The organism is Azotobacter salinestris (assembly GCF_009363155.1).
Classification (GTDB): Bacteria; Pseudomonadota; Gammaproteobacteria; order Pseudomonadales; family Pseudomonadaceae; genus Azotobacter; species Azotobacter salinestris.
On the sequence record NZ_CP045302.1, the window covers coordinates 2,407,821 to 2,433,612 of the forward strand.

Below are 25,792 nucleotides of genomic sequence, written 5' to 3' on the forward strand. Positions count from 1 at the left end.
TGAGGGCAAAGGTCGCACCCTTGCCATCCCGGGCCCGTCCAGAATGGTCCCGGTATCTTTTCGATAACGGACGGGACGTCCGGCTAGTGCCGCGACGCCACGTCGAGAAAGCTGGCATTGCGTGCCAGTGCGTGTGGACTGAACACCAGCCATGGCTGCTCGCACTGGAACACCCCGAGGATGAACGGTTGGATCGTCGCCTCCAGAGGCGGCAGCCGCTCGGCGAAGGTCTCCACCGGAAAGTGCTGCAGGCCGTAGACCTCGTCGACGATCAGTCCGGCGAACACCTCCTGGCAATCCACCACCAGAACCCGGCGCTGCTTGCGCAGGGACGCCGCCTCGCGGCCGAAGAACTCGCACAGGTCCATGATCGGTAGCAGGCGCCCGCGCACGTTGGCCACCCCCCTCACCCAGCTCTTCACGCCCGGCAGCGGGGTGTAGCGCGGCTCGTGCAGCACCTCGCTCACCTCGCCCATGGATGCGACGAACAGCCGCTCGCCCATGCGGAAGCCGATGCCGGTCCAGCTCTGCGCCGTCTCCTGCTGGGCAGGCAGCACGGCGGCCAGCGAACGGCAACGCCGGTCGATCTCGAGCAGGAGTTGAAAGGGCGTGTCTGCAGGCGACATTCGACCTGGGCCTTATGCGCGGTAACGAGGGCGCCGGGCAGGCATCAGCCGACCAGCACGGCGTTCAGGGTCTTGAGCAGGGTGTTCTCTTCCACCGGCTTGGTCAGGTAGTCGCGGGCGCCCTGGCGCTTGCCCCAGACCCGGTCGGTCTCCTGGTCCTTGGTGGTGACGATGATCACCGGGATATGGCTGGTCTCGGTGTCCTTGGTCAGTTGGCGGGTCGCCTGGAAACCGTTGAGACCCGGCATGACGATATCCATCAGCACGGCGTCCGGTTTCTCCTGGCGGGCCAGGGCCACGCCATCGGCACCGTTCTCCGCCTTGAGCACACTGTGCCCGTGCTTCTCGAGCATGGCGGCCAGCTTGTACATCTCGGTCGGCGAGTCATCGACAATCAGAATTCGAGCCATGGATTTCCCCATACGGAATAAGGCGGCGCGGCTCTGCGGCCGGCACTCAGGATGCTTGCTCTACCGGGACGAAATCGGGCACATGGGCCCTGATCGCGCCCAGCAGCTCTTCTTTGCTGAAGGGCTTGGTCAGATATTGATCGGAGCCGACAATGCGTCCCTTGGCCTTGTCGAACAGGCCGTCCTTGGAGGACAGCATGATCACCGGCGTGGACTTGAATGCACTGTTGTTCTTGATCAGGGCACAGGTCTGATAGCCGTCCAGGCGCGGCATCATGATATCGACGAAAATGATCCGCGGATGGCCATCGGCGATCTTGGCCAGGGCATCGAAGCCGTCCACGGCGGTGATGACCTCGCATCCCACCTTTTTCAGCAGGGTTTCCGCAGTGCGACGAATCGTCTTGGAATCGTCGATCACCATGACCTTCAAACCGTCGGAATGCTGTTCCATATTCGCCTACCGGGCTCCGCCGAGCCGTTGACCACGCGTTGCTCCCAGGCCTCTGGGACTTGCCGGCGAAGGACCACCCTATCGCCGGGATGTTTTAGCACACTCGCTCCGCCCCCAAACGTGCACTCGCTCAAGGTTTTCTTGACCGAGCGCCGGGCCGACGCCAATCTGGGCCCCTCTCTTTTGCACCCCGGCCGGACTGCCGGCCGCCTTTCCCCGGAGGACACCCCATGAGCATTCGCCTCGGGATCGTCATGGACCCCATCGCGCAGATCTCCTTCAAGAAGGACAGCTCGCTGGCCATGCTGCAGAGTGCGCAGGCACGCGGCTGGTCGCTGCACTACATGGAACCGCAGGATCTCTACCAGCGCGGCAACGAGGCGCGGGCGCGGATGCGTCCCCTCAAGGTGTTCGACGACCCGACGCACTGGTTCGAGCTGCAGGAGGAGAACGACACCCCCCTGGGCGATCTGGACGTGATCCTGATGCGCAAGGACCCGCCCTTCAACAGCGAATACGTGTACGCCACCTACCTGCTGGAGCTCGCCGAAAAGGCCGGCTGCCTGGTGGTCAACCGCCCGCAGAGCCTGCGCGACTGCAACGAGAAGTTCTTCGCCACCCAGTTTCCGCAGTTCACGCCGCCGACCCTGGTGAGCCGGCGTGCCGACATTCTGCGCGAGTTCGCCGCCGAGCACGGTGATGTCATTCTCAAACCACTGGACGAGATGGGCGGGGCCTCGGTGTTCCGCCACCGCCAGGACGACCCCAACCTGTCGGTGATGCTGGAGGTGCTGACCGAGCACGGCACCCGGCAAATCATGGCGCAGCGTTACCTGCCGGCGATCAAGGACGGCGACAAGCGCATCCTGATGGTCGACGGCGAACCCGTCCCCTACTGCCTGGCGCGCATTCCGGCCCCCGGCGAAACCCGCGGCAACCTGGCCGCCGGCGGCCGCGGGGTGGCCCAGCCACTGACCGAGCGCGACCGCGAGATCGCCGCCCACGTCGGCCCCGAGCTGCGCCGGCGCGGCCTGCTGTTCGTCGGCCTCGACGTGATCGGCGAGCACCTGACTGAAATCAATGTCACCAGCCCGACCTGCATCCGCGAGATCGACAATGCCTACGACACACGCATCGGCGAGCGCCTGATGGAGGTGATCGCCCAGAGACTGGCAGCCAGGCGCTGAGCCACCGGGGCGACGAAGCTGCAGCCTGGTTCATAGACTTTTCGCCGCCCCCTCGGCAGACTGCGCGGCAATCCGTAGCCAGCCGAAGAGCCATGACCGCAGCCTCTCCTCCGCCCGTACCCGCCCGCCCCGGCGTCCGTCCCGCGGATCGCCTGGGCCTGACCCTGGTCCTCGCCGTACTGCTGCATCTGGCCCTGATCCTCGGCCTGAGCTTCGAGCTGCCCAAGCCCACCGAGGTCAGCAAGACCCTGGAGATCACCCTGTCCACCTTCAAGAGCGAGGAGAAGCCCAAGGAGGCCGACTTCCTCGCCCAGGACAACCAGCAGGGCAGCGGCAGCCTGGAGCATCAGGCCAAACCCAAGACCAGCGAGACCGCTCCCTTCCAGGACACCGAGATCAACCAGGTCGCCCCGCCCCCCGCGGCACCGCCGGCAGCGCCCAGGCAGGAACCGAAGGCGGCGGTGGCGACGCACAAGCCGCAGCCGGAAAAGACCCCTGTCAAGCGCGAGCCGACCAGGCCGGCGCCGCCCGCACCGACGACGCCGACCTTCGACAGCGCCCAACTGTCCAGCGAGATCGCCAGCCTGGAGGCCGAACTGGCCGATGAGGTCCAGCGCTATGCCAAGCGTCCGCGGATCCACCGCCTCAACGCGGCCTCGACCATGCGCGACAAGGGCGCCTGGTACAAGGACGAATGGCGCCGCAAGGTCGAAAGGATCGGCAACCTCAACTATCCCGAGGATGCCCGCCGCCAGCATCTCTACGGCAGCCTGCGCCTGCTGGTGTCGATCAACCGCGACGGCACCCTCTACGAAGTGCTGGTGCTGGAGTCCTCCGGCGAGCCCGTCCTGGACCAGGCGGCGCAGCGCATCGTCCGCCTGGCCGCGCCCTACGCCCCCTTCACCGGGGACCTGGCCGACATCGACCGGCTGGAGATCATCCGCACCTGGCGCTTCGAGCGCGGCGACCGGCTGTCGAGCAACTGACGCCGGATCGAGCACGCAGGCTCGCAGCTCGCCCCCTGTGCCACTCTTGAAGCCTGCGCCCTGAAGTTCGAAACTAGGCCGATGAAGATGAATACAGCCCCCCAGTACCTGAAGAACCATTTCCTGATCGCCATGCCGCACATGGCCGATCCCAACTTCACCCAGGCCCTCATCTACCTGATCGAACACAACGATCAGGGCGCCATGGGCCTGGTGGTCAATCGCCCGAGCGAGCTCGACCTCGGCCAGGTGCTCGACCAGTTGCGTCCGGACAGCCCGTCCCGCGAAGACCGCCGCAGCCTGCCGATCCACACCGGCGGCCCGGTGCAGACCGACCGCGGCTTCGTCCTGCACGAGCCCGGCTACAGCTTCCAGGCGACCCTGGAACTGGACGGGTTGGCGCTGTCCACCTCCCAGGACACGCTGTTGGCCATCGCCGACGGCAGCGGCCCGGCACGCAACCTGATCGTCCTCGGCTATGCCGGCTGGGATGCCGGCCAGCTGGAGGCCGAACTGCTGCAGAACACCTGGCTGACCTGCCCGGCCGATCCCGCCATCCTCTTCGACACCCCGGCCGAACAGCGCCTGCCCGCCGCCGCGGCCCGACTGGGCATCAACCTGACCCTGCTGACCTCCCAGGCCGGCCACGCATGAGCGGACTGCGCCTGCTGCTCGGCTTCGACTACGGCACCCGGCAGATCGGCGTCGCCGTCGGCCAGGCGATCACCGGCCAGGCCCGCGAGCTCTGCGTGCTCAAGGCGCAGAACGGCGTGCCCGACTGGAGCCAGATCGAGAAGCTGGTCAAGGAGTGGCAGCCGGACGCCATGGTCGTCGGCCTGCCGCTGAACATGGACGGCACACCGAGCGAGATGAGCGAGCGCGCCGAGCGCTTTGCCCGCCGCCTGCACGGCCGCTTCAATCTGCCGGTGCATACCCACGACGAGCGCCTGACCACCTTCGAGGCCAAGGGGCATCGCCTGGCCCAGGGTCAGCGCGACGGCTATCGCCAGCGCCCGGTGGACGCCCTGGCGGCCGCCCTGTTACTGGAAGGCTGGCTGGCAGAGCGCCCGGCTGGCTGAAATCGCGGCGCCGCGACCCGCGGCGCACCCAAGGAGACCGCCCATGACCCTGCCCGACCCCGCTGCGCTGCTGCCCAGGATGGCCGCCGAGCTGAAACGCCACCTGCAGACCCATCGCATCGACACGCCACGCTTCGTCGGCATCCACACCGGCGGCGTCTGGGTCGCCCAGGCGCTGCTGGCCGCCCTCGGCAGCGAGGAGCCACTGGGCATGCTGGACGTGTCCTTCTACCGCGACGACTTCACCCAGAGCGGCCTGCATCCGCAGGTACGCCCCTCCGCGCTGCCCTTCGAGGTCGAAGGCCAGCATCTGGTGCTGGTCGACGACGTGCTGATGACCGGCCGCACCGTGCGCGCCGCCCTCAACGAACTGTTCGACTACGGCCGCCCGGCCAGCGTGACCCTGGTCTGCCTGCTCGACCTCGACGCCCGCGAGCTGCCGATCCGTCCGGACGTGGTCGGCCAGACCCTGTCGCTCGCCCCCGACGAACGGGTAAAATTGCTCGGCCCCGCACCGCTCGCCCTCGAGCGCCAGGTTCTTGCCCCACTTTAAGAGTTCCCCGCGATGACGCCGAACGACGCCAAGCGCCCGCTGCAGCTCAACGACCAGGGCCAGCTGCGCCATTTCCTTTCGCTCGACGGCCTGTCCCGCGAGCTGCTGACCGAGATCCTCGACACCGCCGACTCCTTCCTCGAAGTCGGCACCCGCGCCGTGAAGAAGGTCCCGCTGCTGCGCGGCCGCACGGTCTGCAACGTGTTCTTCGAGAACTCCACGCGTACCCGCACTACCTTCGAGATGGCCGCCCAGCGGCTGTCCGCCGACGTGATCACGCTCAACGTGTCGACCTCCTCGACCAGCAAGGGCGAAACCCTGTTCGACACCCTGCGCAACCTCGAGGCGATGGCCGCCGACATGTTCGTCATCCGCCACGCCGACTCCGGTGCCGCGCACTTCATCGCCGAACACGTCTGCCCCGACGTGGCGGTGATCAACGGCGGCGACGGCCGCCATGCCCACCCGACCCAGGGCATGCTCGACATGCTGACCATCCGCCGCCACAAGGGCGGCTTCGAGAACCTCTCGGTGGCCATCGTCGGCGACATCCTGCACTCGCGGGTGGCGCGCTCCGACATGCTCGCCCTGCGCACCCTCGGCTGCCCGGACATCCGCGTGATCGGCCCGAAGACCCTGCTGCCGGCAGGGCTCGAGCAGTACGGCGTGCGCGTCTTCCACGACCTGGCCGAAGGCCTCCGGGACGTCGACGTGGTGATCATGCTGCGCCTGCAGCGCGAGCGCATGCAGGGCGGCCTGCTGCCCAGCCAGGGCGAGTTCTACCGCCTCTACGGCCTCTCCACCGCGCGCCTGGCGCTGGCCAGGCCGGACGCCATCGTCATGCACCCGGGACCGATCAACCGTGGCGTGGAGATCGAGTCGGCAGTGGCCGACGGCACCCAGTCGGTGATCCTCAACCAGGTCACCTACGGCATCGCCGTGCGCATGGCGGTACTGTCCATGGCCATGAGCGGGCAGACCGCACAGCGCCAGCTCAATTCCGAATCCACATCCGAGGAGCAGATCTGATGCGTACCCGTATCCTCGGCGCCCGCGTCATCGACCCGGCCAGTGGCCTGGACCAGGTTGCCGACCTCTACCTGGCCGACGGCAGGATCGCCGCCGTCGGCCAGGCGCCGGCCGCCTTCGAGGCTGAACAGACCCTCGATGCCCGCGGCCTGATCGCCGCGCCCGGCCTGGTCGACCTGTCGGCCGCCCTGCGCGAGCCCGGCTACAGCCGCAAGGGCAGCATCGCCAGCGAAACCCGCGCCGCGGCCGCCGGCGGCGTCACCAGCCTGTGCTGCCCGCCGCTGACCAAGCCGGTGCTGGACACCCCGGCGGTCGCCGAACTGATCCTCGATCGCGCCCGCGAGGCCGGCCATACCAAGGTCTTCCCGGTCGGCGCGCTGACCAGGGAGCTGGCCGGCGAGCAGTTGGCCGAGCTGGTCGCCCTGCGCGATACCGGCTGCATCGCCTTCGGCAACGGCCTGGCCAGCTTCGCCAGCAGCCGCCACCTGCGCCGCGCCCTGGAATACGCCGCCACCTTCGACCTGACCGTGGTGTTCCACTCCCAGGACGCAGCCCTCGCCGAGGGCGGCCTCGCCCACGAGGGACCGATGGCCAACTTCCTGGGGCTGGCGGGCATTCCGGAGACGGCGGAAACCGTGGCCCTGGCCCGCGACCTGCTGCTGGTCGAGCAGACCGGTGTGCGCGCCCACTTCAGCCAGCTCTCCAGCGCCCGCGGCGCACAGATGATCGCCGAGGCCCAGGCCCGCGGCCTGCCGGTGACCGCCGACGTGGCGCTGTACCAGCTGATCCTCACCGACGAGGCGCTGGCCGACTTCTCCAGCCTCTACCACGTGCAGCCGCCGCTGCGCTCGCGCGCCGATCGCGACGGCCTGCGCGAGGCGGTGCGCAAAGGCACCATCCAGGCCATCGCCAGCCATCACCAGCCCCACGAGCCGGATGCCAAGCTGGCCCCGTTCGGCGCCACCGAGCCCGGCATCAGCAGCGTCGAACTGCTGCTGCCGCTGGCCCTGAGCCTGGTCCAAGAAGGTGTGCTCGACCTGCCGACCCTGCTCGCGCGCCTCACCAGCGGCCCGGCCCGGGCCCTGCGCCTGCCGGTCGGCGCCCTGGCCGCCGGCGCCCCGGCCGACCTGGTGCTGTTCGACCCCGAAGCCGCCACCCTGGCCGGCGAACGCTGGCTGTCCAAGGGCCGCAACTGCCCGTTCATCGGCCATGTCCTGCCCGGCGCGGTGCGTTACACCCTGCTCGACGGGCGGATCAGCTACCAGGCCTGAGCGCATCCCCGACGACCTGCGCCATCTGCAAAGACGAGGCCCGCCAACCGGCGGGCCTCGTCTTTGCTGGGATCAATAGCTCCGTTGGGCGTTGCGCAGGGATACCTGCTCGTTCAGCGTCCAGAAATCGTAGAGCACGCCGATCAGGAACAGGCCGCCGGTCAGCAGGTAGAGCAGGCCGGTGAGCCACTTGCCCAGGTACATGCGGTGCACGCCGAAGACGCCGAGGAAGGTCAGCAGGAGCCAGGCGATGTTGTAGTCGGTGGAGCCGGCATGAAAGCGCAGGTCCGCCTCGCGGTCCATCGACGGGATCAGGAACAGGTCGATCAGCCAGCCGATGCCGAGCAGGCCGAGGGTGAAGAACCAGATCGTCCCGGTCAGCGGACGGCCATAGTAGAAGCGGTGCGCGCCGAGAAAGCCGAAGATCCACAGCAGGTAGCCGACGAGCTTGCTGTGGGTGTCCTGAAGCTGCATGACGAATCTCCCGAAAGAGATTCAGGATGGGCGAAGGCGGCCGCGGCGGCAAGGGCCCTGCCCTGCGGCAGCTCCGGCCCTTCAGCGCATGCGCCGGCCGGTGTCCTCCTCGCTGGCCTGCAGGCTGAGGCCCTCGGCCACGCTCTCCAGGTGCCGGCTGTCGGTCTCCGACTCCAGCTTGATCATCAGGCGCAGGTCGTTGGCCGAGTCGGCATGGCGCAGGGCTTCCTCGTAGGTGATCTCGCCCTGGCTGTAGAGCTGGTACAGCGCCTGGTCGAAGGTCTGCATGCCCTGTTCGGTGGAGCGCTTCATCACCGCCTTGAGCTCGTGGACCTCGCCCTTGCGGATCAGGTCGGCGACCAGCGGGGTATTGATCAGCACCTCGATCACCGCCCGGCGCCCCTTGCCGTCCGGCGTCGGGATCAACTGCTGGGCGACGATGGCGCGCAGGTTCAGCGACAGGTCCATCCATACCTGGCGGTGGCGGTCGGCCGGGAAGAAGTTGATGATCCGGTCGAGCGCCTGGTTGGCGTTGTTGGCGTGCAGGGTGGCCAGACACAGGTGGCCGGTTTCGGCGAAGGCCACCGCGTAGTCCATGGTCTCGCGAGTGCGGATCTCGCCGACCATGATCACGTCCGGCGCCTGGCGCAGGGTGTTCTTCAGCGCCACCTCGAAGGAGTCGGTATCGATGCCCACCTCGCGCTGGGTGACGATGCAGCCCTGATGCTGGTGGATGAACTCGATGGGATCCTCGATGGAAATGATGTGGCCGCTGCTGTTCTGGTTGCGATAGCCGATCATCGCCGCCAGCGAGGTGGACTTGCCGGTGCCGGTGGCGCCGACGAACAGCACCAGCCCGCGCTTGGTCATCGACAGCTCGCGCAGCACCTCGGGCAGCTTGAGCTCGTCGAAGGTCGGGATGCGCGTCTCGATGCGGCGCAGCACCATGCCCATCAGGTTGCGCTGGTAGAAGGCGCTGACCCGGAAGCGGCCGATACCGCGGGCGCTGATGGCGAAGTTGCATTCGTGAGTCGCGGCGAACTCGCGACGCTGCTGCTCGTTCATCACCGCGAACACGGTTTCCCGGGCCTGCTCCGGCGACAGCGGGTGGCGGGTCACCGGCACCAGGCGCCCGTTGAGCTTCATCGACGGCGGCATGCCCGCAGTGATGAACAGATCGGAGGCGCCCTTCTCCATCATCAGGCGCAGCAGCTTTTCGAATTCCATGGTCGTGGTCGCCTGTCGCGCCCGCGCAAGAAGCGGCGCCTGGTCTAGAAGTTGTCGGGAATCTTCGCCTTCTCGCGGGCGCTCTCGCGGGTGATCATGCCCCTGGACAGCAGGTTCTTCAGGCACATGTCCAGGGTCTGCATGCCGATCGAGCCGCCGGTCTGGATCGCCGAGTACATCTGCGCCACCTTGTCCTCGCGGATCAGGTTGCGGATCGCCGGGGTGCCGATCATGATCTCGTGGGCCGCCACCCGGCCGCCACCGACCTTCTTCAGCAGGGTCTGGGAAATCACCGCCTGCAGCGATTCGGAGAGCATCGAGCGGACCATCGACTTCTCTTCCGCGGGGAACACGTCGACCACCCGGTCGATGGTCTTGGCCGCCGAGGTGGTGTGCAGGGTGCCGAACACCAGGTGGCCGGTTTCCGCGGCGGTCAGCGCCAGGCGGATGGTTTCCAGGTCGCGCATCTCGCCCACCAGGATGACGTCCGGGTCCTCGCGCAGCGCCGAACGCAGCGCCTCGGCGAAGCCCAGGGTATCGCGGTGCACCTCGCGCTGGTTGATCAGGCACTTCTTCGATTCGTGGACGAATTCGATCGGGTCCTCGATGGTGAGGATGTGGTGGTGCTTGTTGGCGTTCAGATAGTCGAGCATGGCCGCCAGGGTGGTCGACTTGCCCGAGCCGGTGGGGCCGGTGACCAGCACCAGGCCGCGCGGCACCTCGGTGATCCTCTTGAACACCTCGCCCATCCCCAGATCGTCCATGCTCAGCACGCGCGAGGGAATGGTCCGGAACACCGCGCCGGCACCGCGGTTCTGGTTGAAGGCGTTGACCCGGAAGCGCGCCACGCCGGGCACCTCGAAGGAGAAGTCGGTTTCGAGAAACTCCTCGTAATCCTTGCGCTGCTTGTCGTTCATGATGTCGTAGATCAGCGCGTGCACCTGCTTGTGATCCATCGGCGGCAGGTTGATGCGGCGCACGTCGCCGTCGACGCGAATCATCGGCGGCAGACCGGCGGAGAGGTGCAGGTCCGACGCGCCCTGCTTGGCGCTGAAGGCGAGCAGCTCGGTAATGTCCATGGGGATCCCCAATCACAAACAAGTGGGTAGAATGCCGCGACCACCGGCGGCCCGGGCAGGAAACGGCACAAATGTCCACGATCCCAGAGAGTGTTGCAAAGGTTCGCGCGCGTATCCGTGAGGCGGCGCAAGCTTCCGGGCGCGATCCGCAGGACGTGCACCTGCTGGCGGTGAGCAAGACCAAGCCGGCGGGCGTCCTGCGCGAAGTCTTCGCCTGCGGCCAGCGCGATTTCGGCGAGAACTACCTGCAGGAGGCCCTGGCCAAGCAGGCCGAGCTGGCCGACCTGGAGCTGACCTGGCATTTCATCGGCCCGATCCAGTCCAACAAGACCCGCGCCATCGCCGAGCACTTCGCCTGGGTCCATTCGGTGGACCGCCTGAAGATCGCCCAGCGCCTGTCCGAACAGCGCCCGGCGCAGCTGCCGCTGCTGAACATCTGCCTGCAGGTCAACGTCAGCGGCGAGGCGAGCAAGTCCGGCTGCACGCCCGCGGAACTGGCGGAACTCGCCGGCGCCGTGGCGGAGCTGCCCAACCTGCGCCTGCGCGGGCTGATGGCGATCCCCGAGCCGACCGACGACCCGGCTGTCCAGCGCGCTGCCTTCGCCCGCCTGCGCGCGCTGAAGGACGGCCTCGCCCTCGATCTCGACACCCTCTCCATGGGCATGAGCCACGACCTGGAGGCCGCCATCGCCGAAGGCGCCACCTGGGTCCGCATCGGCACCGCCCTGTTCGGCACCCGCGACTACGGGCAGCCTTCCCGCTAGAGAAAGGAAAATCCCCCATGACCGACACCCGCATCGCCTTCATCGGCGCCGGCAACATGGCCGCCAGCCTGATCGGCGGGCTGCGCGCCCAGGGCGTGCCGGCCGCCGCGATCCGCGCCAGCGACCCGGGCGCCGAGCAGCGCGCGCGCATCGCCGCCGAGCACGGCATCGAGCTGTTCGCCGACAACGCCGAGGCCATCGCCGGCGCCGACGTGGTGGTGCTGGCGGTCAAGCCGCAGGTGATGAAGGCGGTCTGCCAGGCACTCGCCGCCCACCTGCGCCCGGAGCAGCTGATCGTCTCCATCGCCGCCGGCATCACCTGCGCCAGCCTCGAATCCTGGCTGGGCGAGCGCCCTGTGGTGCGCTGCATGCCGAACACCCCGGCGCTGCTGCGCCAGGGCGTCAGCGGCCTGTTCGCCAACGCCCGGGTCTCCGCGCCCCAGCGCCAGCAGGCCGAACAACTGCTCGGTGCGGTCGGCCTGGCCCTGTGGCTCGACGAGGAGCGCCTGATCGACGCCGTCACGGCGGTATCCGGCAGCGGCCCGGCGTACTTCTTCCTGCTCATGGAGGCCATGACCGCCGCCGGCGAGCGGCTCGGTCTGCCGCGCGACACCGCCGCGCAGCTGACCCTGCAGACCGCCCTCGGTGCCGCGCGCATGGCCACCGAAAGCGGCGTCGACGCCGCCGAACTGCGTCGTCGGGTGACCTCGCCGAACGGCACCACCGAGGCGGCAATCAACACCTTCCAGGCCGGCGGTTTCGAAGCCCTGGTGCAGCAGGCGCTGGACGCCGCTGCCCGACGCTCCGCCGAACTGGCCGAACAGCTGGGCCAATAAGGAACTTCATCCGATGAATGGAATGAACACTGCAGTCATCTACCTCGTGCAGACCCTCGGCAGCCTCTATCTGCTGGTCGTCCTGCTGCGCTTCATCCTCCAGTTGGTGCGCGCCGACTTCTACAACCCCCTCAGCCAGTTCGTGGTCAAGGCCACCCAGCCCTTGCTCAAGCCGCTGCGGCGGGTCATTCCCGGCTTCGGCGGGCTGGACTTCGCCTCCCTGGCGCTGGCCATCCTGGTCCAGCTGGCGCTGATGATCGGCGTCCTGCTGCTGATGGGCTACGGTGTCGGCGGCTATCTGCTGCCGCTGCTGGTCTGGTCGGCGATCGGCGTCACCTCGCTGTTCCTCAAGGTGTTCTTCTTCGCCCTGATCGTCAGCGTGATCCTCTCCTGGGTCGCCCCCGGCAGCTACAACCCGGCCGCGCAGCTGGTCAACCAGATCTGCGAGCCCCTGCTGTCGCCGATCCGCCGCGTCCTGCCGAATCTCGGCGGGCTGGACATCTCGCCGATCTTCGCGTTCATCGCGCTGAACCTGATCGACATGCTGGTGATCAACAACCTCGCCGCCATGAGCGGCATGCCGCGGGCACTCAGCCCCTTCCTCTGATGAGCTGGTACCGTTGGGACGGCGAGGACCTGATCCTCGCCTGCCACCTGCAGCCCAAGGCGAGCAAGGACGAATTCGCCGGGCTGCATGGCGACCGCCTGAAGATCCGCCTCACTGCCCCGCCGGTCGAGGGCAAGGCCAACGCCCACCTGCTGGCCTTCCTCGCCGGCGCCTTCGGCGTGCCGAAGAACCAGGTGAGCCTGGAAAGCGGCGAGTTGAACCGCCAGAAGCGGGTGCGCATCCGCCAGCCCCGCCAGCTTCCCGCGCTGCCCGGCCTCTCCCCGCGGCCGGGCAGTTGACCGGCCGCCGCGTGCTTGCCGCCGCTGTCGGCGCTCTTTAGACTGGCGTTCTTTTTTGCGAGAGCAGGGGCCTGCGATTGGCTTTTCCCGAAGATTCTGTCGGTCTGGTTCGCCCGCAGATGCTGCACTTCAGCGAACCGCTGACGCTCGCCTGCGGACGCAGCCTGAGCGATTACGAACTGGTCTATGAAACCTACGGCGAACTCAACGCGGCGCGCAGCAATGCGGTGCTGATTTGTCACGCCCTGTCCGGCCATCATCATGCCGCCGGCTACCACAGCCCCGAGGATCGCAAGCCCGGCTGGTGGGACAGCAGCATCGGCCCCGGCAAGCCCATCGATACCCGCCGCTTCTTCGTCGTCAGCCTGAACAACCTCGGCGGCTGCAACGGCTCCACCGGTCCCGGCAGCCTCAACCCGGCGACTGCCCGGCCCTACGGCGCGGACTTCCCGGTGGTGACGGTGGAGGACTGGGTACACAGTCAGGCGCGCCTGGCCGACGCCCTGGGCATCCAGCAGTGGGCCGCGGTGGTCGGCGGCAGCCTCGGCGGCATGCAGGCGCTGCAGTGGACCATCAGCTATCCCGAGCGGGTGCGCCATTGCCTGGCGATCGCCACGGCGCCCAAGCTGTCGGCGCAGAACATCGCCTTCAACGAGGTGGCGCGCCAGGCGATTCTCTCCGATCCGGACTTCCACGGCGGCCATTTCCAGGAGCATGGGGTGATCCCCAAGCGCGGTCTGATGCTGGCGCGCATGGTCGGCCACATCACCTACCTGTCGGACGACGCCATGGGCGAGAAATTCGGCCGCGAGCTGAAGACCGACCAGCTCAACTACGACTTCCACAGCGTCGAGTTCCAGGTGGAGAGCTACCTGCGCTATCAGGGCGAGGAGTTCTCCGGGCGCTTCGACGCCAACACCTACCTGCTGATGACCAAGGCGCTGGACTACTTCGACCCTGCCGCCGCGCACGGCGACGATCTGGCGAAAACCCTGGCGGTGGCCCGGGCCGACTTCTGCCTGATGTCCTTCACCACCGACTGGCGCTTCTCGCCGGCCCGCTCACGGGAGATCGCCGATGCGCTGATCGCCGCCGGCAAGAACGTCAGCTACCTGGAAATCGACGCGCCGCAGGGCCACGATGCCTTCCTGATGCCGATTCCCCGCTATCTGCAAGGGTTCCGCAGCTACATGAACCGAATCGCGGTATGACACGCCCATGAGAGCCGATCTGGACATCATCCAAGAGTGGATTCCCGCCGGCAGCCGGGTGCTCGACCTCGGCTGCGGCGACGGCGAGCTGCTGGCCCGGCTGCGCGAGCACAAAGAGGTCAGCGGCTACGGCCTGGAGATCGACCCGCAGAACATCGCCGCCTGCCTCGACAAGGGCGTCAACGTGATCGAGCAGGACCTGGACAAGGGTCTCGGCAACTTCGCCGCCAACAGCTTCGACGTGGTGGTGATGACCCAGGCGCTGCAGGCCGTGCACTACCCGGACCGCATTCTCGAAGAGATGCTGCGGGTCGGCCGTACCTGCATCATCACCTTCCCCAACTTCGGCCACTGGCGCTGCCGCTGGTACCTGGCGAGCAAGGGACGGATGCCGGTTTCCGAGTTCCTGCCGTACACCTGGTACAACACGCCGAACATCCACTTCTGCACTTTCAAGGACTTCGAGGCGCTGTGCCGGGAGCGCCAGGTACGGGTGCTGCAGCGCCTGGCCGTGGACCGCGAACACCGACATGGCTGGGCCAGCCGCCTGTGGCCTAATCTGTTAGGTGAAATCGGCATCTACCATGTCAGCCGCCGCTGACCGCCGCCGCGGCGACACGGCCCAGTGCCCTCGCCCCGAGCTCTTCCGGTAAGGAGATCGTCATGCGTCGCCCAGTCCTGTTCCTGCTCGCCCTCTGTCTGTCGCTGCCGGCTGTCGCCGCCGAGCGCCTGCAGAAGTTCGCCGACGTCGATGTGCATTACAGCGCCTTCAATTCCAGCTTCCTGCAGCCGGAGATCGCCAGTGCCGCCGGCATCGTCCGCGGCCGCACCCAGGGTGTGCTCAACGTCTCCGTGCTCAAGGACGGCAAGGCCCAGCCCGCGACGGTCAAGGCCCAGGTACGCAACCTCCTCGGGCAGAGCCGCTCGCTGAGCTTCCGCGAAGTCCGCGAGGGCGAGGCCATCTACTACCTGTCGCAGTTTCCCTTCGAGAAGGAGACCCTGCACTTCAAGGTCGACGTCCAGAGTGGCGGCGGTCCCCTCAACAGCTTCGAGTTCGCCCAGGAATTCTTCCCCGACGAATGATGACTCTCTCCCAACTGGTACTGGCCAGCCATAACGCTGGCAAGCTCAAGGAACTCCAGGCCCTCCTGGGCGATGCCGTCCAGGTGTGCTCGGTCGGCGAATTCAGCGACGTCGAGCCGGTGGAAACCGGCCTGTCCTTCGTCGAGAACGCCATCCTCAAGGCCCGCCACGCCGCCCGCGTCTCCGGCCTGCCGGCGCTGGCCGACGACTCGGGCCTGGCGGTCGACGCCCTGGGCGGCGCGCCGGGCATCTATTCGGCGCGCTATGCCGGCGGGGGCGGCGATGCGGCCAACAACGCCAAGCTGCTGGAAGCGCTCCGCGACGTGCCGGACGCCGAGCGCGGCGCCCAGTTCGTCTGCGCCCTGGCCCTGGTGCGGCATGCCGAGGACCCGCTGCCGATCCTCTGCGAGGGCCTCTGGCACGGGCGCATCCTGCACGCCCCGCGCGGTGCGCAGGGCTTCGGCTACGATCCGCTGTTCTGGGTGCCGGAATGCGATTGCGCCAGCGCCGAGCTGGCACCGGCGGAGAAGAACCGCCTGAGCCACCGCGCCCGCGCCATGGCGCAGCTCAAGCAGCGGCTGGGGCTGGCATGAGCCACCAGCCCTCTCCCCCCGCTCCTCTCCCGGAGGGCGGGGAGAGGAAAAGCGGATTCCAGCTGCCGCCCCTGGCGCTGTACGTCCACATTCCGTGGTGCGTGCGCAAGTGCCCGTACTGCGACTTCAACTCCCACGCCGCTGGCGCCGAACTGCCGGAGGACGCCTACGTCGACGCCCTGCTCGCCGACCTCGAGGCCGACCTGCCGGCCGTCCACGGCCGCGAGCTGGTGTCGATCTTCCTCGGCGGCGGCACGCCCAGCCTGTTCTCGGCGCGCGCCCTCGACCGCCTGCTGCAGGGCGTCAATCAACGCCTGACGTTCGCCCGCGATATCGAGATCACCCTCGAGGCCAATCCCGGCACCTTCGAGCAGGCCAAGTTCGCCGACTACCGCCGCCTCGGCATCAATCGCCTGTCGATCGGCGTGCAGAGCTTCCAGACCGCGCAGCTCCAGGCCCTGGGCCGCATCCACGACGGCCTCGAGGCGATCCGCGCCGCCGAGATGGCGCGGCGCGCCGGCTTCGATAACTTCAACCTCGACCTGATGCATGGCTTGCCGGGCCAGGACGTGGCCGGCGCGCTGGCCGACCTGCGCCAGGCCCTCGCCCTGGGGCCGACGCACCTGTCCTGGTACCAACTGACCCTGGAGCCGAACACCCTGTTCTGGAGCCAGCCGCCGGAGATTCCCGAGGACGACCTGCTCTGGGACATCCAGGAGGCTGGCCAGGCGCTGCTGGCCGCCGAAGGCTTCGTCCAGTACGAAACCTCGGCCTATGCCCGGGACGGCCGGCGCGCGCGGCACAACCTCAACTACTGGACCTTCGGCGACTTCCTCGGCATTGGCGCTGGCGCCCATGCCAAACTCAGCGATCCGGATGCACGCATTCGCCGCATCTGGAAGACCCGCCTGCCCAAGGATTACCTGGCTCCAGACAAGCGCTTCCAGGCCGGAGAGCGCCTGCTGGAGCCCGACGAGCTGCCGTTCGAGTTCATGATGAACGCCCTGCGTCTGACCGAGGGCGTGCCGGTGGAGCTCTTCAGCGCGCGCACGGACTTGCCGCTTGCCAGCATTGCCGCCCCCTGCGCCGCCGCCCGTGACGCTGGCCTTCTGGAAATGGATCCGCGCGTCTTGCGAGCGACCGCCCGCGGCCAGCTGTTTCTCAACGACCTGCTGCAGCACTTCCTGCCATAAGCCTGTCCGGAATCGCAGGCCTGCCACGCGGCAGCGGTTAGACTCGGCGCTCCGTCCGCTGCCAAGGAGAGCCCATGGACCTGCTGCTCGACTTCCTCGTCACCCTCTCGCGCTGGTGCCGCGGCCACCTCGACGAGATCGCCCTGGCCCTGGTCGCCGCCCTGTTGGTGCTGTTCGGTCCACGGCTCAACGCCTGGCTGCAGCATCGGGTCGGCGGCCTGAACTTCATGTTCCGTACTCTGCTGTTCGTGGCGCTCTGCACCCTGGGCTACGGCATGCTGATCGTCCACGCCACGCCCTGGCTGGCCAAGGGATTGGCGCAACTGAACAACCATCTGCTGGCGCCGGCACTGATCCTGGTCTTTGTCTGCATCGGGGGGATCGCCGCAAGGCGCTGAACACTGCGCCATGGTGATAGGCCGGAAAACGCGCGCAGTACTTTTCCACCATGAGAGTATCGAGGAAGGTGGAAAAGGCCTGCGGCCTTTTTCCACCCTACGCCACGTCCGGCTCAATCGACGCGCTGGAACTTCAGATCCCACACTCCGTGCCCGAGGCGCTCGCCGCGGCGCTCGAACTTGGTCACCGGGCGCTCCTCGGGGCGCGGCACGTAGGCGCGGTCCTCGGCCAGGTTGCGGTAGCCGGGCGCGGCATTCATCACTTCCAGCATGTGCTCGGCATAGGGCTGCCAGTCGGTGGCCATGTGCAGCACGCCACCGACCTTCAGTTTCTGCCGCACCAGCTCGGCGAACGCCGGCTGGACGATGCGCCGCTTGTGATGGCGGCTCTTGTGCCACGGGTCGGGAAAGAACAGCAGCACGCGGTCCAGGCTGGCGTCGGCCACGCACTGGCGCAGCACGTCCAGCGCATCGCAGCTGTAGACGCGCAGGTTGGTCAGGTTCTGCGCCAGGGCGCCGTTGAGCAGGGCGCCGACACCGGGCTTGTGCACCTCGACGCCGATGAAGTCCTGCTCCGGCGCACTTGCCGCCATCTCCAGGGTGGAATGGCCCATGCCGAAGCCGATCTCGAAGGTGCGTGGCGCATGGCGTCCGAACACCTGGTCGAAGTCGCGCAGGCCATCCTCCAGGGACAGGCCAAATTTCGGCCAGCCCTGTTCGAGGCCGCGCTGCTGGCCTTCCGTCATGCGCCCGGCGCGCATCACGAAACTCTTGATGGTGCGCAGGCGCGGCGCTTCGTCGGCGGTTTGCGGCGCTTGTTGGATTTCGTCGGTCATAACGCTTCCTGAAAAGACAAACGAGCCCTGCCCTTGCGGGCAGGACTCGCTTCGCTGAACGCGGGCGACGCCGGGCGCCGCCCGGCAAATTAACGGATCAAGCCTTCCAGCGGCGACGAGGCGCTGGCATAGAGCTTCTTCGGCATGCGTCCGGCCAGATAGGCCAGGCGCCCGGCCTCGATCGCGTGCTTCATCGCCCGGGCCATCAGCACCGGGTCCTGGGCGTGGGCGATGGCGCTGTTCATCAGCACCGCCTCGCAGCCCAGCTCCATGGCGATGGTCGCGTCCGAGGCGGTGCCCACGCCGGCATCCACCAGCACCGGTACCGTCGCCTCCTCGAGGATGATCCGCAGGTTGTAGGGATTGCAGATGCCGAGACCGGTGCCGATCAGGCCGGCCAGCGGCATCACCGCGATGCAGCCCATTTCCGCCAGCTGGCGGGCGATGATCGGGTCGTCGCTGGTGTAGACCATCACGTCGAAACCGTCCTTGACCAGCACTTCGGCGGCCTTGAGGGTCTCGATCACATTGGGGAACAGGGTCTTCTGGTCGGCCAGCACCTCCAGCTTGACCAGCTTGTGACCGTCGAGCAGCTCGCGGGCCAGGCGGCAGGTGCGCACCGCCTCCTCGGCGCTGTAGCAGCCGGCGGTGTTCGGCAGGATGGTGTAGCGCGCCGGGCTGATCACGTCGAGCAGGTTCGGCTCGCCGGGGTTCTGGCCGATGTTGGTGCGGCGCACTGCGACGGTGACGATCTCGGCGCCGGAGGCCTCGATGGCCTGGCGGGTCTCCTCGAGATCCTTGTACTTGCCGGTGCCGACCAGCAGGCGCGAGGTGTAGGTGCGGCCGGCCAGGGTAAAGGGCTTGTCGTTGCGAGCGGGACTCATGGGGATTTCCTCCTGAGCAGGCGGTTGAAAGGGTGGTGCCGGAGCGCCGTCCCGCGGTCGGGCCGGGCGCGAAGGTGCTTCAACGACCTGCTAACCACCACCAATGGCATGCACCACCTCTACCCGGTCGCCCTCGCGCAAGGCGGTAGCGGCGTGCAGGCTGCGGGGCACGATATCGAGATTGAGCTCGACCGCGACGCGCCGGCCGGCCAGATCCAGACGGGCCAACAGGTCGGCGACGGTCTGGCCATCGGCAAGTTCGTAGGGTTCGCCGTTCAACTGAATGCGCATGACGGATTCACTGCGTCTGGAAGGTTCGGCATTCTAGCCCCGATCCGCGGCGATCACCAAGGCAGCGGCAGGGGGCTACCCGTCGTTCAAGCCGACGTGCCCAGGCGCCAGCCGGCCACCCCCAGGCACAGCCAGCCGAGGAGGAAGACCAGACCGCCGAATGGCGTGACCAGCCCGAGCTTGTAGCCGCCCAGGGTGAGCAGGTAAAGGCTGCCGGAGAACATCAGGATACCCAGGCCGAAGAGGATGCCGGCCGCCGCCAGCAGGCGTCCCGGGCGGTGCAGGGCGAGCAGGCCGGTGCCGAGTAGCGCCAGGGCATGGAACTGCTGGTAGTGCACGCCGGTCTGGAACACCTCGAGGTATTCCGGGGTCAGCAGACCGCGCAGACCATGGGCACCGAAAGCGCCGAGGGCCACGCCGGCAAAGCCGAACAGGGCCGCCAGCACGAGAAAGACACGCGCCATGAAGGAACTCCGGACAGAAAAGGCGGGGCCGCTATAATGGCCCGCCCGACCGCCTCGGCCAAGTCGACCATGCCCCGCTCTCTGCTCCGCCGCTTGCTGCAATTGCCACTCTGGCTCGCCGCCGGCTCCATCCTGATAGTGCTGAGCCTGCGCTGGGTGCCGCCACTGGGCAGCGCGCTGATGGTGGAGCGCAAGATGGAATCCTGGCTGGACGGCCAGCCCATCGAGCTGCAACGGGAATGGCGCCCCTGGGCGCAATTGCCGAACGACCTGAAAATGGCGGTGATCGCCGCCGAGGACCAGCATTTCGCCGAACACTGGGGCTTCGACCTCGCGGCGATCCGCACCGCCCTGAAGCACAACGAGCTGGGGGGTACGCTGCGTGGGGCCAGCACCCTCAGCCAGCAGGTGGCGAAGAACCTGTTCCTCTGGTCCGGACGCAGCTGGCTGCGCAAGGGCATCGAGGCCTGGTTTACCGCGCTGATCGAGCTCTGCTGGTCCAAGCAGCGGACTCTCGAGGTCTACCTGAACACGGCCGAATGGGGCGACGGCGTGTTCGGCGCCGAGGCCGCCGCCCGCCATCATTTCGGTATCGGCGCCTCCTCCCTGTCGCCCCGCCAGGCCAGTCTGCTCGCCGCCGTCCTGCCCAATCCGCGTCGGTGGAGCGCATCCGCGCCGAGCGCCTACGTCAATCGCCGCGCCGACTGGATCGCCCGGCAGATGCGCCAGCTGGGCGGCAGCGCCTATCTCGAGCGTCTCGGTGGGCCGCATCCGTCCCGCTGAGTACGCGACGGCCTACAGCCAGCCGTGCTCGGCCATGGACAGCGGCTCGCCGTCGCCAACGATGAAATGATCGAGCACCCGCACGTCGACCAGCGCCAGCGCCTCCTTCAGTCGCAGGGTCAGGCTGCGGTCCGCCTGGCTCGGCTCGGCGACGCCGGAGGGGTGGTTGTGGGTGAGGATCAGCGCGGCGGCGTTGTGGGCCAGGGCGCGCTTGACCACCTGGCGCGGATAGACGCTGGCGCCGTCGACGGTGCCGTGGAACAGCGCCTCGAAGGCCAGCACCCGGTGCTTGGCGTCGAGGAACAGGCAGCCGAAGATCTCGTGGGGTTCGTGGCGCAGACGCGCCTTCAGGTAGTCGCGCACCGCCTGCGGACTCTCCAGCGCCGGATCGCGGCGCAGGCGCTCGGCCAGATGGCGGCGCGACATTTCCAGCACCGCCTGCAACTGGGCGAACTTGGCCGGGCCGAGGCCGAGGCGCCGGCTGAACGAGGCGCGGTCGGCCTCGAGCAGGGCACGCAGGCTGCCGAAGTCGTTCAGCAGATGACGGGCCAAGTCCACCGCACTCTGCCCGGCGACCCCGGTGCGCAGAAAGATCGCCAGCAGCTCGGCATCGCTCAGTGCCGGCGCCCCCTGTTCCAGCAGTTTTTCCCGCGGCCGCTCCGGCGCCGGCCAGTCCCGAATGCTCATGTCACCTCCCTGTCGAGCCGCCCCGCTGTTCCCGGTGCAGGGCTGTGCTATCTTAGCCGGCATTTTGTGCCCGGCCGTGATGGGGAGCACGCTCGGGCAGTCCGACTGCCCGGAAGCCGGGGCACGCGATCATGACGACAAAGCAAGGCAGGCCTATGCAGCGGCTGTATCGGAAACGCATCGTCCTGGGCGTCGGCGGCGGCATCGCCGCCTACAAGAGCGCGGAGCTGGTCCGCCGCCTGCGCGACCAGGGTGCGGAAGTCCATGTGGTGATGACCCGTGGCGGACGCGAGTTCATCACCCCCCTGACCCTCCAGGCCCTGTCCGGCCATCCGGTGCATCTGGATCTGCTCGATCCGGCCGCCGAGGCGGCGATGGGCCATATCGAGCTGGCCAGGTGGGCCGATCTGGTGCTGATCGCGCCGGCTACCGCCGACCTGCTGGCGCGCCTGGCCCAGGGCGTGGCCGACGACCTGCTGACCGCCCTGGTGCTGGCCACCGACGCGCCGGTGACCCTGGCCCCGGCGATGAACCAGGCCATGTGGCGCGACCCGGCGACCCAGGCCAACGCACAGACCCTGATCGGGCGCGGCATGCGCCTGTTCGGCCCGGCCGAAGGCAGCCAGGCCTGCGGTGACGTCGGCCCGGGACGCATGCTGGAGCCCGCGGAACTCGCCCAGCGGGCCGCCGACTGCTTCGAAAGCGGCCGGCTGACTGGCCGCCATGTGCTGATCACCGCCGGACCGACCCGGGAAGACATCGACCCGGTGCGCTACATCACCAACCACAGCTCCGGCAAGATGGGCTTCGCCCTGGCCGAAGCCGCCGCCGAGGCCGGCGCCCGGGTCACCCTGGTCAGCGGCCCGGTGCACCTGCCGACGCCGGACCGGGTCGAGCGCATCGACGTGATCAGCGCCCGCGACATGCTCGCCACCTGCGAGGCGGCGATGCCCTGCGACCTCCTCATCGCCGCCGCGGCGGTGGCCGACTATCGCCCCCAGGCCATCGCTTCGCAAAAACTGAAGAAAGACCCGGACAGCGACGACGGCCTGATCCTGCAGCTGGTGCGCAATCCGGACATCCTCGCCAGCCTGGCGCAGCGCCCCGACCGCCCGTTCAGCGTCGGCTTCGCCGCCGAGACCGAAAACCTGCTGGAGTACGCACTGCGCAAGCTGAAGGCGAAGAACCTCGATCTCATCATTGCCAACGACGTGGCAAACCCCGGCATCGGCTTCAACAGCGAGGAAAACGCAGTCAGCGTGATCGACCGCGCCCAGCAGGAAACCCGCTTCGACCAGACGAGCAAGGGCAAGATCGCCCGCCAACTGATCGCTTTCATCGCCGACCGCTTCGACCAGACCTGACCCTCTCATGCACAGCCTTCAAGCCAAGATTCTCGATCCCCGCCTAGGCAGCGACTATCCGCTGCCGGCCTATGCCACCGCCGGCTCCGCCGGCCTCGACCTGCGCGCCATGCTTCAGGAGGAACTGACCCTGGAGCCGGGGCAGACCACCCTGATTCCCACTGGACTGGCCATCCACATCGGCGATCCGAACCTGGCCGCGCTGATCCTGCCGCGCTCGGGGCTCGGCCACAAGCACGGCATCGTCCTCGGCAACCTGGTCGGCCTGATCGACTCCGATTACCAGGGCGAACTCATGGTTTCCTGCTGGAACCGCGGCCAGAGCACCTTCCGCATCGCGGTCGGCGAGCGCATCGCCCAGCTGGTGCTGGTGCCGGTGGTGCAGGCGCACCTCCAGTTGGTCGAGGCGTTCGACGAGAGCCAGCGTGGTGCTGGCGGATTCGGTCATTCGGGCAGCCAGTGAGCGGAACTCCGCGCCATCCCGACCATCCAACCTGCGGGCCGGCACCGCACGCTAACGGACTGGTCTCTTGCTCGCCGAGCCGGTCGCAGGCCGCTGTATTCAACGACATGCTCGACATGGACATCCTCGAAGTAACCCGGACCGCCGGTCCGGAAATATCGGAGCCCCACCCCCGCATGAACAGCTTCCAGAAAGCCCCCTCCCTGCCCGCCAGCATCTTCCGGGCCTACGACATCCGCGGCGTGGTCGGCGACAGCCTGACCCCGGAAGCCGCCTACTGGATCGGTCGCGCCATCGGTTCGGAAAGCCTGGCCAAGGGCGAGCCGAACGTCTCGGTCGGGCGCGACGGCCGTCTGTCCGGCCCGGAACTGGTCGAGCAGCTGATCCGCGGCGTGCGCGACAGCGGCTGCACCGTCAGCGACATCGGCATGGTGCCGACCCCGGTGCTCTACTACGCGGCCAACATCCTCGCCGGCAAGTCCGGCGTGCAGCTCACCGGCAGCCACAACCCGCCGGACTACAACGGCTTCAAGATCGTCGTCGCCGGCGATACCCTGGCCAACGAGCAGATCCAGGTACTGCGCGAGCGCATCGAGACCGGCGACCTGACCGCCGGCGAAGGCCGCGTCGAGCAGGTCGACGTGCTGGAGCGCTACTTCGAGCAGATCCGCGGCGATATCCGCCTGCCCCGCAAGCTGAAGGTGGTGGTCGACTGCGGCAACGGCGTCGCCGGGGTGATCGCCCCGCGCCTGATCGAGGCGCTCGGCTGCGAAGTGATCCCGCTGTTCTGCGAGGTCGACGGCAACTTCCCCAACCACCACCCGGATCCGGGCAAGCCGGAGAACCTGGAAGATCTGATCGCCAAGGTCGCCAGCGAGAAGGCCGACCTCGGCCTGGCCTTCGACGGCGACGGCGACCGCGTCGGCGTGGTGACCAACAGCGGCGCCATCATCTATCCCGATCAGCTGCTGATGCTCTTCGCCAAGGATGTGGCCTCGCGCAACCCGGGCGCCGAGATCATCTTCGACGTCAAGTGCACCCGCCGCCTGACCCCGCTGATCAAGGCCAGCGGCGGCCGTCCGCTGATGTGGAAGACCGGCCATTCGCTGATCAAGAAGAAGATGAAGGAAAGCGGCGCCCTGCTCGCCGGCGAGATGAGCGGGCACGTGTTCTTCAAGGAGCGCTGGTTCGGCTTCGACGACGGCATCTACAGCGCCGCGCGCCTGCTGGAGATCCTCGCCAAGGATTCGCGCAGCGCCGACCAGGTGTTCGCCGACTTCCCGGTCGACCTCTCCACCCCGGAGATCAACGTCAAGGTCACCGAAGAGAGCAAATTCACCATCATCGAAGCGCTGCAGCGCGACGCCCAATGGGGCGCAGACGCCGAGGTGAGCACCCTCGATGGCGCGCGCGTCGACTATCCGAAGGGCTGGGGCCTGGTCCGCGCCTCCAACACCACGCCGGTGCTGGTGCTGCGCTTCGAGGCCGAAAGCGCCGAGGAGCTGCAACGCATCCAGGAAGTGTTCCGTGCGCAGCTCTATAATGTCGTCCCGGATCTGAAGCTGCCGTTCTAAATCCGGCCGGCATGCCGAGGCCGACTCTCGCCGCCAGGCGGGCGTCGGCCTTTCGCCATTTGGACGGCGACCGATTCTCCTTCGACGCCAAGGCGTCGGACGCATTCATTCCAGTCTCTGTTCAGCGGAGTTCAGCATGACCCTCAGCCGTGATGCCGCCACCCAAGTCGCCAAGGTTCTCTCCGAAGCACTGCCCTACATCCGCCGCTTCGTCGGCAAGACCCTGGTGATCAAGTACGGCGGCAACGCCATGGAGAGCGACGAGCTGAAGACCGGCTTCGCCCGCGACATCGTGCTGATGAAGGCGGTCGGCATCAATCCGGTGGTGGTGCACGGCGGCGGCCCGCAGATTGGCGACCTGCTCAAGCGCCTGTCCATCGAGAGCCGCTTCGTCGACGGCATGCGCGTCACCGATGCGCAGACCATGGATGTGGTGGAAATGGTCCTCGGCGGCCAGGTGAACAAGGACATCGTCAACCTGATCAACCGCCACGGCGGCAGCGCCATCGGCCTGACCGGCAAGGACGCCGGCCTGATCCGCGCGAAGAAGCTCAAGGTCACCCGCCAGACTCCGGAAATGACCCAGCCGGAAATCATCGACATCGGCCAGGTCGGCGAGGTCGAGTCGGTCAACACCGGATTGCTGAACATGCTGGTGCAGGGCGACTTCATTCCGGTGATCGCGCCGATCGGCGTCGGCGCCGACGGCGCCTCCTACAACATCAACGCCGACCTGGTCGCCGGCAAGGTCGCCGAGGCGCTCAAGGCCGAGAAGCTGATGCTGCTGACCAACATCGCCGGCCTGATGGACAAGGAAGGCCGGGTGCTCACCGGCCTGTCCACCGAGCAGGTCGACGCCCTGATCGCCGACGGCACCATCTACGGCGGCATGCTGCCGAAGATCCGCTGCGCCCTCGAGGCGGTCCAGGGCGGCGTGACCAGCGCGCACATCATCGATGGCCGGGTGCCCAACGCAGTGCTGCTGGAGATCTTCACCGACACCGGCGTCGGCACCCTGATCACCAACCGCCAGGGCTGAACACAGCGAAGGCCCGGCTCCGCGCGGAGCCGGCCTGCGCCGACGACG

33 protein-coding genes are annotated in these 25,792 nt (G+C 67.8%); 22 read left to right on the top strand and 11 right to left on the bottom strand.

Going from position 1 to position 25,792, the window contains the following annotated elements; genetic code table 11:
• Positions 1-83: 83 nt before the first annotated feature.
• The 3 genes from GCU53_RS11190 to pilG are packed head-to-tail and all read right to left on the bottom strand — an operon-like array spanning position 84 to position 1,490.
• The gene (locus GCU53_RS11190; RefSeq protein WP_152387684.1) at positions 84-626 is read right to left on the bottom strand and encodes a chemotaxis protein CheW; all 543 of its coding nucleotides are present in this window, start codon (positions 624-626) and stop codon (positions 84-86) included.
• A gap of 44 nt (positions 627-670) precedes the next feature.
• On the bottom strand, positions 671-1,036 hold the full coding sequence (gene pilH, locus GCU53_RS11195; RefSeq protein ID WP_152387685.1) for a twitching motility response regulator PilH: 366 nt from the start codon (positions 1,034-1,036) through the stop codon (positions 671-673).
• A 46-nt stretch (positions 1,037-1,082) separates the two neighbouring features.
• The gene (gene pilG / locus GCU53_RS11200; protein ID WP_039808301.1) at positions 1,083-1,490 is read right to left on the bottom strand and encodes a twitching motility response regulator PilG; all 408 of its coding nucleotides are present in this window, start codon (positions 1,488-1,490) and stop codon (positions 1,083-1,085) included.
• 230 nt (positions 1,491-1,720) lie between these two features.
• On the opposite strand from pilG, the gene gshB reads away from it, so the two are divergent.
• The 7 genes from gshB to GCU53_RS11235 all read left to right on the top strand — a co-directional run bounded on the left by gshB (position 1,721) and on the right by GCU53_RS11235 (position 7,595).
• Positions 1,721-2,677 (top strand): glutathione synthase, encoded by a 957-nt coding sequence (gene gshB, locus GCU53_RS11205; protein ID WP_152387686.1) that lies wholly within the window; start codon positions 1,721-1,723, stop codon positions 2,675-2,677.
• Positions 2,678-2,769: 92 nt separating this feature from the next.
• Positions 2,770-3,663, top strand: coding sequence for an energy transducer TonB (locus GCU53_RS11210; protein WP_152387687.1), 894 nt, complete (start codon positions 2,770-2,772; stop codon positions 3,661-3,663).
• A gap of 87 nt (positions 3,664-3,750) precedes the next feature.
• Positions 3,751-4,317, top strand: coding sequence for a YqgE/AlgH family protein (locus GCU53_RS11215; protein WP_425278167.1), 567 nt, complete (start codon positions 3,751-3,753; stop codon positions 4,315-4,317).
• Complete coding sequence (ruvX, locus tag GCU53_RS11220; RefSeq protein WP_152387689.1) at positions 4,314-4,742, top strand: Holliday junction resolvase RuvX; 429 nt, start codon at positions 4,314-4,316, stop codon at positions 4,740-4,742. Before GCU53_RS11215 ends, ruvX begins: the two co-directional genes overlap by 4 nt.
• Positions 4,743-4,785: 43 nt before the next feature.
• The gene (gene pyrR, locus GCU53_RS11225) at positions 4,786-5,295 is read left to right on the top strand and encodes a bifunctional pyr operon transcriptional regulator/uracil phosphoribosyltransferase PyrR (RefSeq protein ID WP_152387690.1); all 510 of its coding nucleotides are present in this window, start codon (positions 4,786-4,788) and stop codon (positions 5,293-5,295) included.
• Positions 5,296-5,307: 12 nt separating this feature from the next.
• Positions 5,308-6,324 carry an aspartate carbamoyltransferase catalytic subunit gene (locus tag GCU53_RS11230; protein WP_152387691.1) on the top strand — a complete coding sequence of 339 codons (1,017 nt, stop codon included), beginning with the start codon at positions 5,308-5,310 and terminating at the stop codon, positions 6,322-6,324.
• Positions 6,324-7,595 carry a dihydroorotase gene (locus GCU53_RS11235; protein WP_152387692.1) on the top strand — a complete coding sequence of 424 codons (1,272 nt, stop codon included), beginning with the start codon at positions 6,324-6,326 and terminating at the stop codon, positions 7,593-7,595. Before GCU53_RS11230 ends, GCU53_RS11235 begins: the two co-directional genes overlap by 1 nt.
• A gap of 72 nt (positions 7,596-7,667) precedes the next feature.
• Here GCU53_RS11235 and GCU53_RS11240 read toward each other — a convergent pair whose 3' ends face one another.
• The 3 genes from GCU53_RS11240 to GCU53_RS11250 all read right to left on the bottom strand — a co-directional run bounded on the left by GCU53_RS11240 (position 7,668) and on the right by GCU53_RS11250 (position 10,375).
• The gene (locus GCU53_RS11240) at positions 7,668-8,069 is read right to left on the bottom strand and encodes an NINE protein (protein WP_152387693.1); all 402 of its coding nucleotides are present in this window, start codon (positions 8,067-8,069) and stop codon (positions 7,668-7,670) included.
• 81 nt (positions 8,070-8,150) lie between these two features.
• Positions 8,151-9,296 carry a PilT/PilU family type 4a pilus ATPase gene (locus GCU53_RS11245; protein WP_152387694.1) on the bottom strand — a complete coding sequence of 382 codons (1,146 nt, stop codon included), beginning with the start codon at positions 9,294-9,296 and terminating at the stop codon, positions 8,151-8,153.
• A gap of 44 nt (positions 9,297-9,340) precedes the next feature.
• Positions 9,341-10,375, bottom strand: a complete 1,035-nt coding sequence (locus GCU53_RS11250; protein WP_152387695.1) for a type IV pilus twitching motility protein PilT — start codon at positions 10,373-10,375, stop codon at positions 9,341-9,343.
• A 71-nt stretch (positions 10,376-10,446) separates the two neighbouring features.
• Here GCU53_RS11250 and GCU53_RS11255 point away from each other — a divergent pair, with 71 nt between their 5' ends.
• From GCU53_RS11255 to GCU53_RS11300, 10 genes are all read left to right on the top strand, one after another.
• Positions 10,447-11,139 (top strand): YggS family pyridoxal phosphate-dependent enzyme, encoded by a 693-nt coding sequence (locus GCU53_RS11255; RefSeq protein ID WP_152387696.1) that lies wholly within the window; start codon positions 10,447-10,449, stop codon positions 11,137-11,139.
• Positions 11,140-11,156: 17 nt separating this feature from the next.
• Positions 11,157-11,975, top strand: a complete 819-nt coding sequence (gene proC / locus GCU53_RS11260) for a pyrroline-5-carboxylate reductase (RefSeq protein ID WP_152387697.1) — start codon at positions 11,157-11,159, stop codon at positions 11,973-11,975.
• Positions 11,976-11,988: 13 nt separating this feature from the next.
• Positions 11,989-12,582: a YggT family protein gene (locus tag GCU53_RS11265; RefSeq protein WP_152387698.1), complete on the top strand. Its 594-nt coding sequence runs from the start codon at positions 11,989-11,991 to the stop codon at positions 12,580-12,582.
• Complete coding sequence (locus GCU53_RS11270) at positions 12,582-12,881, top strand: DUF167 domain-containing protein (RefSeq protein WP_152387699.1); 300 nt, start codon at positions 12,582-12,584, stop codon at positions 12,879-12,881. Before GCU53_RS11265 ends, GCU53_RS11270 begins: the two co-directional genes overlap by 1 nt.
• A 71-nt stretch (positions 12,882-12,952) precedes the next feature.
• Positions 12,953-14,092: a homoserine O-succinyltransferase MetX gene (metX, locus tag GCU53_RS11275; RefSeq protein ID WP_152387700.1), complete on the top strand. Its 1,140-nt coding sequence runs from the start codon at positions 12,953-12,955 to the stop codon at positions 14,090-14,092.
• A 7-nt stretch (positions 14,093-14,099) separates the two neighbouring features.
• A complete protein-coding gene (gene metW / locus GCU53_RS11280) occupies positions 14,100-14,693 on the top strand; it encodes a methionine biosynthesis protein MetW (RefSeq protein ID WP_152387701.1) in 594 nt (197 codons plus the stop codon).
• A 62-nt stretch (positions 14,694-14,755) separates the two neighbouring features.
• On the top strand, positions 14,756-15,175 hold the full coding sequence (locus tag GCU53_RS11285; protein ID WP_152387702.1) for a DUF4426 domain-containing protein: 420 nt from the start codon (positions 14,756-14,758) through the stop codon (positions 15,173-15,175).
• Complete coding sequence (gene rdgB / locus GCU53_RS11290) at positions 15,172-15,768, top strand: RdgB/HAM1 family non-canonical purine NTP pyrophosphatase (protein WP_152387703.1); 597 nt, start codon at positions 15,172-15,174, stop codon at positions 15,766-15,768. Before GCU53_RS11285 ends, rdgB begins: the two co-directional genes overlap by 4 nt.
• The gene (gene hemW / locus GCU53_RS11295; RefSeq protein ID WP_152387704.1) at positions 15,765-16,961 is read left to right on the top strand and encodes a radical SAM family heme chaperone HemW; all 1,197 of its coding nucleotides are present in this window, start codon (positions 15,765-15,767) and stop codon (positions 16,959-16,961) included. The genes rdgB and hemW overlap by 4 nt, the downstream gene beginning before the upstream one ends.
• Positions 16,962-17,035: 74 nt before the next feature.
• Positions 17,036-17,359 carry a DUF3392 family protein gene (locus GCU53_RS11300; RefSeq protein WP_152387705.1) on the top strand — a complete coding sequence of 108 codons (324 nt, stop codon included), beginning with the start codon at positions 17,036-17,038 and terminating at the stop codon, positions 17,357-17,359.
• A gap of 113 nt (positions 17,360-17,472) precedes the next feature.
• On the opposite strand, the gene trmB is transcribed toward GCU53_RS11300, so the two are convergent.
• From trmB to GCU53_RS11320, 4 genes are all read right to left on the bottom strand, one after another.
• The gene (gene trmB / locus GCU53_RS11305) at positions 17,473-18,195 is read right to left on the bottom strand and encodes a tRNA (guanosine(46)-N7)-methyltransferase TrmB (protein WP_152387706.1); all 723 of its coding nucleotides are present in this window, start codon (positions 18,193-18,195) and stop codon (positions 17,473-17,475) included.
• 89 nt (positions 18,196-18,284) lie between these two features.
• Positions 18,285-19,079: a thiazole synthase gene (locus GCU53_RS11310; protein ID WP_152387707.1), complete on the bottom strand. Its 795-nt coding sequence runs from the start codon at positions 19,077-19,079 to the stop codon at positions 18,285-18,287.
• 90 nt (positions 19,080-19,169) lie between these two features.
• A complete protein-coding gene (gene thiS / locus GCU53_RS11315; RefSeq protein WP_152387708.1) occupies positions 19,170-19,370 on the bottom strand; it encodes a sulfur carrier protein ThiS in 201 nt (66 codons plus the stop codon).
• An 86-nt stretch (positions 19,371-19,456) separates the two neighbouring features.
• Positions 19,457-19,834, bottom strand: coding sequence for a DUF423 domain-containing protein (locus tag GCU53_RS11320; RefSeq protein WP_152387709.1), 378 nt, complete (start codon positions 19,832-19,834; stop codon positions 19,457-19,459).
• Positions 19,835-19,903: 69 nt separating this feature from the next.
• Here GCU53_RS11320 and mtgA point away from each other — a divergent pair, with 69 nt between their 5' ends.
• Positions 19,904-20,617, top strand: a complete 714-nt coding sequence (gene mtgA / locus GCU53_RS11325; protein ID WP_208845511.1) for a monofunctional biosynthetic peptidoglycan transglycosylase — start codon at positions 19,904-19,906, stop codon at positions 20,615-20,617.
• Positions 20,618-20,629: 12 nt separating this feature from the next.
• Here mtgA and radC read toward each other — a convergent pair whose 3' ends face one another.
• On the bottom strand, positions 20,630-21,304 hold the full coding sequence (gene radC / locus GCU53_RS11330) for a RadC family protein (RefSeq protein ID WP_152387711.1): 675 nt from the start codon (positions 21,302-21,304) through the stop codon (positions 20,630-20,632).
• Positions 21,305-21,459: 155 nt separating this feature from the next.
• On the opposite strand from radC, the gene coaBC reads away from it, so the two are divergent.
• From coaBC to argB, 4 genes are all read left to right on the top strand, one after another.
• Positions 21,460-22,668, top strand: a complete 1,209-nt coding sequence (gene coaBC, locus GCU53_RS11335) for a bifunctional phosphopantothenoylcysteine decarboxylase/phosphopantothenate--cysteine ligase CoaBC (protein WP_152389864.1) — start codon at positions 21,460-21,462, stop codon at positions 22,666-22,668.
• Between the two features lie 7 nt (positions 22,669-22,675).
• Entirely contained in the window at positions 22,676-23,131 is a 456-nt protein-coding gene (gene dut, locus GCU53_RS11340) for a dUTP diphosphatase (protein ID WP_152387712.1), read from the top strand.
• A 176-nt stretch (positions 23,132-23,307) separates the two neighbouring features.
• Positions 23,308-24,705: a phosphomannomutase/phosphoglucomutase gene (algC, locus tag GCU53_RS11345; protein WP_208845480.1), complete on the top strand. Its 1,398-nt coding sequence runs from the start codon at positions 23,308-23,310 to the stop codon at positions 24,703-24,705.
• Positions 24,706-24,841: 136 nt separating this feature from the next.
• Entirely contained in the window at positions 24,842-25,744 is a 903-nt protein-coding gene (gene argB, locus GCU53_RS11350) for an acetylglutamate kinase (RefSeq protein ID WP_152387714.1), read from the top strand.
• Positions 25,745-25,792 lie beyond the last annotated feature (48 nt).